The sequence below is a fragment of the Frankia torreyi genome (assembly GCF_000948395.1).
GTDB classification, from domain to species: Bacteria; Actinomycetota; Actinomycetes; order Frankiales; family Frankiaceae; genus Frankia; species Frankia torreyi.
This window is the reverse complement of record NZ_JYFN01000118.1, coordinates 1-6,028: the sequence shown is the minus strand read 5'-3', so window position 1 is coordinate 6,028 and position 6,028 is coordinate 1. Positions and strand designations below refer to the sequence as shown.

General features: G+C 70.9%; 7 protein-coding genes. 3 read left to right on the top strand and 4 right to left on the bottom strand.

Annotated elements, in window-relative coordinates; translation table 11 throughout:
* On the top strand, window positions 1-208 hold a 208-nt coding region (locus FF36_RS35775), incomplete at its 5' end, for a hypothetical protein (protein ID WP_206778504.1).
* A 631-nt stretch (window positions 209-839) separates the two neighbouring features.
* Here the strand turns inward: FF36_RS35775 and FF36_RS30835 are convergent.
* The 3 genes from FF36_RS30835 to FF36_RS30830 form a co-directional block, all read right to left on the bottom strand.
* Window positions 840-1,829 carry a ferritin-like domain-containing protein gene (locus tag FF36_RS30835; protein WP_044888741.1) on the bottom strand — a complete coding sequence of 330 codons (990 nt, stop codon included), beginning with the start codon at window positions 1,827-1,829 and terminating at the stop codon, window positions 840-842.
* A complete protein-coding gene (locus FF36_RS35225) occupies window positions 1,819-2,091 on the bottom strand; it encodes a hypothetical protein (protein WP_128423449.1) in 273 nt (90 codons plus the stop codon). The genes FF36_RS30835 and FF36_RS35225 overlap by 11 nt, the downstream gene beginning before the upstream one ends.
* 478 nt (window positions 2,092-2,569) lie before the next feature.
* Window positions 2,570-3,277: an HAD hydrolase-like protein gene (locus FF36_RS30830; RefSeq protein ID WP_044888740.1), complete on the bottom strand. Its 708-nt coding sequence runs from the start codon at window positions 3,275-3,277 to the stop codon at window positions 2,570-2,572.
* 108 nt (window positions 3,278-3,385) lie between these two features.
* Between FF36_RS30830 and FF36_RS30825 the strand changes: the two genes are divergently transcribed.
* Window positions 3,386-3,712, top strand: coding sequence for an FKBP-type peptidyl-prolyl cis-trans isomerase (locus FF36_RS30825; RefSeq protein WP_044888739.1), 327 nt, complete (start codon window positions 3,386-3,388; stop codon window positions 3,710-3,712).
* Window positions 3,713-3,721: 9 nt separating this feature from the next.
* Here the strand turns inward: FF36_RS30825 and FF36_RS30820 are convergent, their stop codons facing one another.
* On the bottom strand, window positions 3,722-4,903 hold the full coding sequence (locus FF36_RS30820; protein WP_044888738.1) for a macrolide family glycosyltransferase: 1,182 nt from the start codon (window positions 4,901-4,903) through the stop codon (window positions 3,722-3,724).
* Between the two features lie 182 nt (window positions 4,904-5,085).
* Here FF36_RS30820 and FF36_RS30815 point away from each other — a divergent pair, with 182 nt between their 5' ends.
* Window positions 5,086-5,922: a TIGR03620 family F420-dependent LLM class oxidoreductase gene (locus FF36_RS30815; RefSeq protein ID WP_044888737.1), complete on the top strand. Its 837-nt coding sequence runs from the start codon at window positions 5,086-5,088 to the stop codon at window positions 5,920-5,922.
* Window positions 5,923-6,028 lie beyond the last annotated feature (106 nt).

The following is a 6,028-nucleotide window of genomic DNA, read 5'->3' as shown; positions in this document are numbered from 1 at the left end:
CCGGGTTGCCGGGGACGGTGAAGCGTCAACCACCCGGGAAGGCGGCATGATCCCCACCGGGAGTCCCCCTCGTTCACGAGGAGGAGGAAGCCAAAGCCACGGCGGCTGGACCGCCGTCAGCATCACCGGCGCCATCTTCGGCCTCGCCGCCGTCGCCCTTGCCGTCTGGGACACCCTGCGCCGCCGCCCGGCCGCGCCCGCGGGGTGACCCGCCGACGAAGGATCTTGAGCTGGCTCGCGCGCAGGTCGAGAAGGCCTTCCGCTTGGTCAGCGTCGCGACCGAGATGTGCGGCCAGTCGATTCCGAGAGGGCGGTGTTCAGGTCGTCGACGAAGCTCGGCTGGAAGCCTGGTGGCAGGTCTGGTCGTTCGAAGGGATCCAGATAGCCGAGACCGAAGGGTGGGTGCCGGCCTTCCTCCTGGGTCGAGAGCTGACAAGGTCGATCGTCGGGCCCGAGGAGACTGTCAGGGGGGTTCCCGGCGCCAGTACGGAGGTGCCGTGCGGGATCGCGCCCTGGGCGATCCGCTGAAGGTAGCGCAACCCGAAGATCCTGATGTCGAGCTGGCCGCCTGATGTCGAGCTGGTCGGTCGAACCGCGGTTGGAAACCGTGCCGCCGATGGGGATGAACTCCAGGTGCTCCACGGTGGAGTTCGGCTTCAGTCGGAATGCCCTCGGCCCGGTGCTCGGCGGATTCGGATCGAAATCCAGAAGTGAGATCAGCGTGCACCCGGCCCTGATCCAGGTGCCGGCGAGATCGGCGAGTGGACCCAGGGTCTGAGCCACCCCGGTCAACCGAATGTGCACTCCGGCGCCAGCCTGAGCCCAGCCTCGCCGGACAGTTACGCGATAGTGAACTGAGGGGTGATCCCGGCCTCGATCAGAAAGACGCCAGCCTTGGTCAGGTCGAACATGTCGGAGATGGCGGTTTCGATGGAGAAGTCATTCCTCCAGCATTTTTCCAGATTGGTCATCAATGCTGTGAACGTCTTGATGAAGGTCTGCTGATCGGGTCCGGGTGACGGTTGTGCCGAGAAATTATGGACCGCGGGCATCTCGATGGGAGTGCCCGCGTATTCGAAATGATCGCCCGACGGTACCACGGTCTTACCGTAGTAGATCTCCGCGAACGTGTAGTAGTGCGCGAGTCTACCTGGATCAAACGTGCCCTCGTCGGGCGATGTGCTGGCGCCCTCGCCCTGCGCGGTGATCTCGTTGATGGCCGTCAGGGCGTCCGCGACCGTGTTGACGGCGAACAGCGTGTCGTCGCCTATTCTGGTGGCGGTCACCTGGTTCGGCGCCGGGTGTGTCGGCAGCGAGCCGTCGGGGAACACAGCGTTGAAGCCGGCGGCGATCGCGGCATAGAACTGTCCGATTGTCGGCCCGGCCGGCGGCGGGGGTGGCGGCGGCAGATCCGGCGCCGGCACGACGGGATCCGCCTCCGGGTACTCGATGGCCATGAACGTCTGCAGGGCCTGCTCGCTCAGCGGTGCCAGCGCGACAACCAGCTCGGGATGGACGCCGCCGGGCAGTCCCGTAGCCGGATAGACGGGAACGAAGTCCGGCGCGGCGATCTCGCCCTTGAGTGATGCTCCGGTGGCGGTGTACATGTTGCAGGACAGGCCGAAATGTAGCATTTCCTGTGTCGCCACCTGCTCGATCAGGCCCGCCACGCCGCTTGGGTCGGCACTCGTGATCGACCACTGGGCGCACAGATACGGCGGAATGGTCGAGAACTCCAACTGGATGGCGGTAAGCAGAGAGGCCTGCAGCTCGTCGAGATCGTTGATACCGTTCTCGACGGTCTCGCGAATCGTCCTTCTACGTGACACGAAAACTCCCCTCTGGGTATGGTGATGGCATCACCGTCCTGCGCGGACCTGGCGCGACGCCCGTGGCGTGGGGCCGGCCGACGATGCCGAGAGTGCCCGCGTCCGTCTTCCCGCCGGGCCGGCCGTGCTGCTCGGCCAGTGGAATCCCGATCGCCGGGCGGGCGGGCAGGTCCGGGAACAGGTGGCCGAACCGGCCGGCCGGAGAATACTTCCCGGGCGGGATCTCGATCCCGCCCGGGAAGATGCCATGCAACGCAGTCACCGTGTCTCCGGAACGTACCTGGCACAGAATTGCACCTGCAGGGAAGGTGTACAGGCAGTCTTGTACTGACGTGATCGGTAAGCATGACGATAGGTCCGAAGAATTGTCCTTGTCAAGCAGTCTGAAGTGCGAGTCCGGAACGTGCTGACGTAATCGGCGGCATTGCCCTGCTAAGAGAAGTTTTGCGTGGTGAAGGATCGATTCGGTGGACGCTGGTGCGGCACCGGGAAGCGGTACGGGCGCCAGCTACGACCCCGTCGTCATGGCTGGAATGGAAGCGATGGAAGCGACGGAAGCGATGGGCCCTGTCTTTTCCGCGGGCTGGTCGCGCAGCTCGTTGTGCCTCGAGCGCGGCTGAGAAGCTGGACGCAACCGAGATTCAGCGAGATACGACGGATAGTGCTCCGCTGACCTGCGCCTTTACTGTTCAGGGGTCGCCGAGCTCGGGGTTGCCGACGCGGCGCCGGCGCCGGGGTCGTCAGGTGACGGTGTCGCCGTGGACGGCGGCGTGCAGGGCGGCCGGGTCGGTCAGGTCGGCCAGGACCGCGTCCGCGCCGGCGGCCGCGAGGGCCGGTGCGGTGGTCGCGCCGGTGGCGACCCCGACCGCCCGCACCCCGGCGTCGCGCGCGCCGCGGACGTCGTGCACCGTGTCGCCGATGACGACGACGCGGGCCGGGGCGAAGGTCACTCCGTAGGCGGCCTCCGCCCGCTTGACGGCCAGGGCGACCAGCACGGCCCGGTCGCTGTCGTCGTCGCCGTAGCCGCCGACGGTCAGGTCGAGCAGGTCGGTCAGCTCGCAGCAGGCGAGCTTGAGCCGGGCGAGGGACGGCAGGTTCCCGGTCACCACCGACTGCACGACGCCGTCCCCGACCAGGCTTTCGACGGCCGCCCGGGCGCCGGGCAGGACCCGGCCGGTCCGGCGCATCCGATCGTCGAGTGCGACGGCCGCGGCCGGCAGCGCCGCGTAGAACGCCGGCAGCAGCGACTCCGGCCGGTCGATTCCGTTGCGCCGCAGGGTGTCGATGACGATGGCCCGGTCGGTGCGACCGGCGAGGTCGGCGACCTGCGCCGCGGGCCGGCCGATGATCTCCTGGAAGGCCCGGGCGTGGAGCTCGCGGCCGAGCCCCGCGAACGACACCAGCGTGTGGTCGACATCCCACAGGATCAGCGCAGGTTCGGCGGGCATCCGCGCACGATCTCACAGCCCGCCGGCCCGCCGGCCCGGCGGGCTGCTTCGCCGCAGCCGCCGCCGGACACGACACGGGGCGGCGGCTGCGGCTGACATACTGGGGGCATGGGCGTATCGAAGGAGACCGTGGTGCCGGGGGACGGCAAGACCTTCCCCAAGGCCGGAGACACGGTGACGGTGCACTACGTCGGCACCCTGCTCGACGGCAAGCAGTTCGACTCGTCCCGGGACAGGGGGGTGCCGTTCACCACCGAGATCGGCGTCGGCAAGGTCATCAAGGGGTGGGACGAGGGGATCCCCCAGCTCTCGGTCGGCGAGAAGGCGGTGCTCACCGTCACTCCCGACTACGGGTACGGCCCCCGCGGCTTCCCGCCGGTCATCCCGCCCAACTCCGACCTCCGCTTCGAGGTGGAACTCCTCGCGGTCGGCTGACTCGGCCTGTCAGGGCAGGAACGACTCGACCGCGTCGGCGGCGGCCTCGATCCCGCCGTGGGCGCGCAGCACGGACGCGACCCCCGCCAGCCGCCCGGCGATCCCGGCGTCGGCGGCGACGGACTCGACGGCGGCGCGCAGGAGCTGCGGGTTGACCCGATCGGCGGCGAGCTGCTCACCGACGCCGAGGGCGCCGAGGATCGCGGCGTTGCCGAACTGCTCGGCGGCCAGCGGGATCGCGACCGTCGGCACGCCGAACCACAACGCCTCCACGCAGCTTCCCATCCCCGCGTGGGTGACGAACGCTGACGCCGCGGCGAGCACGGCGAGCTGGGGGACGCTGCGGTGGGCCTCGACGTTCGCGGGCAGCGGGCCGAGCGCGGCGGGGTCGACGCGCCGGCCGAGCGCCATGACCACATGCCAGTCGGTGTCGGCGAACGCCTCGGCGGCGGCCCGGTAGATGTCGGGCCGGTCGTTGTAGACGGTGCCGAGGGACACCAGCAGCACCCGGCCGGCGTCCGGCGGCGCCGTCCAGGTCCGTTCGGCGAGGCGCGCGGGGTCCAGGCAGGGGCCGACGAACCGCACGCCCGGCCGGACCCGGTTCAGGTGCGGCTGCAGCACCGGGGGGATCAGCGAGACGACGGGCCGGTCGGCGCCCAGCCACTCCCAGGGGTCGCGGTCGAGGCCGTTGTCGTGCAGCCAGGCACTGAACGCCGCGTGGTACTCCTTGCCCGGCACGGAGGTGCGCAGCGCCGCCAGGGCCTCGGCGTTGTCCTGCTCGAAGCCGTCCCACGGCACCCAGGTCGGGGACAGCAGCACCGCGGGGACGTTCCACTGGGCGGCGAGCACCGGGCCCGCCTGCGCGGCGACGTCGTGGATCAGCAGGTCCGGCCGGTCGTCGTCGAAGTGGCGGACGAGTGGGGGGAGGGTGGCGATCCCCTCGGTCAGGAACATCCGGGTGGCGAGTTCCGCGGCCGGGTTGTCCGGCCAGTCACCGTCCTCGGCGGGCAGCGTCGAGGGGTGGGTGACGGGCCGCGCGCCGGTGGGCTCCACCAGCCCGGCGAGCCGGTCGCCGATGGCGTAGCTGACCCGGTGGCCGCGGCGAACGAGTTCGGCGATGACGCCGAGCGAGGGGTAGACGTGGCTCGGCGTGGTGCAGCCGATCATGGCGATGTGTCGCGGGGTGCGCATCGTGTCCTGCCGTTCGGCATCGTCTGGTGGTCGGCGTCGTCTGGTGGTCGGCGTCGTCTGGTAACTGCCGGTGACGGCGGGTCTGGTCTGGTCGGGCGTGTCCGGTTCGTTGTCGTTCGGGCCGCCGCGCAGGTTGCCCGCCGACCCGGAAGAGGCTCCCGGTACGGGGGGTTGCAGGGGTCATGACCACTCTCGGCACCATCGGCATCGCGAGTTCGACGATCGCCTTCAACCCGGACGTTCCCGCCGCCGTCGCGGCGGCCGCCGAGGTCGAGGACCTGGGCTATTCGACGCTGTGGCTGCCCGGTGGCCAGGGCAACAACGTCTGGCTCGTCGAGCAGGTCGTGCGCGGGACGGGGAGCCTGCTCGTCGCCAACGGCATCCTGTCCGTCGACCAGGTCCCCGCCGCCGAGGTCGCGGCGACCTACGCGGCGCTCGCCGCCGACCATCCCGGCCGCTACCTCGCCGGCCTCGGCGGCGCGCACGGCGCGGGTCCGCTGGGCACCCTCGGCGCCTACCTCGACGAGCTCGACGCCGCGCAGCCGGCGGTGCCGGCCGCCGGGCGCATCCTCGCCGCCCTCGGCCCGGCCATGCTCCGCCTCGCCCGCGACCGCGCGGCCGGGGCGTACCCGTTCCTCGTCACCCCGCAGTACGTCACCGACGCCCGCGCCGTGCTCGGCCCCGACCGGACGCTGGCCGTGCTCGTCACCGTCATCCCCGACCGCGACCCGGTCGCCGCGCGCGGCGCCGCCCGCGAGGCGATCCGCTTCCTGACCACCGTCCCCGGCTACGCCAACAACCTGGCCCGGATGGGCTTCACCACCGACGACGTCGCGGACCTCAGCGACCGGCTCATCGACCAGGTCACCGTGTGGGGGGACGTGGAGACCATCGGCAAGCGGGTGGCCGAGTACCTCTCCGCCGGCGCCGACCAGGTCGTGCTCCAGGTCAACGACGCGACCGGCGGCGAGCCCGAGTCCACGTGGTGGCGGCGCCTCGCCGACGTCCTGCTCCGCTGACCGTTGCGCCGGCCTACCCCGCCGCCCCGCCCCGCCGCCCCGCCCCGCCCCGCCGCCCGGACGGGAGACGTGGGGCGAGGTCTGGCCGTGCCGGGCGATGGGCTCT